Below are 932 nucleotides of genomic sequence, written 5' to 3'. Positions count from 1 at the left end.
TGGACTTTCTTGGCGGACAAAGCGGTCTCCTTGGGTGTGGGGAAACTGTAGGTTTTTGCCCTCGCCAAGCCTCTAAACAAAACGCAGATTCGCTGGCACTTTTGTAGGGCGGGCGGCGCACCGGGCCGGGGCGCCGCCGCACGAGATCAGAAGTGGATCTCGCCCACCAGCACGGCCGCCGAGCGCTTGGTGCCCGCGGCTTCGGTCGCCGGCGTGCCGAACATGTTGTGCCAGTACTCGTAGCCGGGGCCGATGTAGAAGGTGCGCGGCGAGCCGGCCAGCGCGCCGACGTCGATCAGCAGCGACAGCCGCGTCAGCACCTCGGTCTTCGTCTCGGTATGGAAGCCGTCCTTGCCCTTGGGGCCGGTGATCGCCGCGAAGCCCTTGAAGTTCAGCGGCACCGGGCCGGCGCTGAACGGAATGCCCCAGGCGCTCTCGATGTGCCAGGCGGTGTCGTAGTGGACGTCGGCATGGCTGATGCCGTTGTGGTTGTTCTCGGTGCGGATGCCGGCGGTCAGGTTCCAGAAGCCCCGCGGAACCGCGAACTCCAGCGTCGGGCCCAGCGTGAACATGCGGCCACGCGCGAGGAAGGCGTCGTTCTTGCTGCTGAGCTCGTAGCCGGTGGTCAGGCCCACGTCGCGCACCGGGCCGAAGGCGACCGGGTGGCCCAGCATCTTGCCGAAGCTCCATTCCACGTGGCCGACGCTGTAGACCTCCTGCGCGCCGCTGTTGCCGTTGGCCTCGGGGTTGTTCATGTCCGACTTCAGGAAGTCCACGTTGAACATATAGCTGCCGTACTTGAATCCTCCCGTGCTGTTCACGGTGACGATCTTCTGGGCCACCTTGGCGTCGCTGCCGGGGAAGCGGAAGTCGCTGGAGTAGCGGGCGCCGATCGAGGTGTCGTTCCAGTTGGTGGGCGGGGCGCCATGGGG

General features: G+C 66.1%; 1 pseudogene. It reads right to left on the bottom strand.

The features are described from left to right. Window positions 1-146 precede the first annotated feature (146 nt). A pseudogene (locus B0W88_RS34155) lies at window positions 147-932 on the bottom strand (hypothetical protein); the annotation flags it as partial.

This window comes from Pelomonas sp. KK5 (genome assembly GCF_001984095.1).
Lineage (GTDB): Bacteria > Pseudomonadota > Gammaproteobacteria > Burkholderiales > Burkholderiaceae_C > KK5.
The sequence above is the reverse complement of the archived record's forward strand: the minus strand, read 5'-3'. Positions and strand labels throughout refer to the sequence as shown.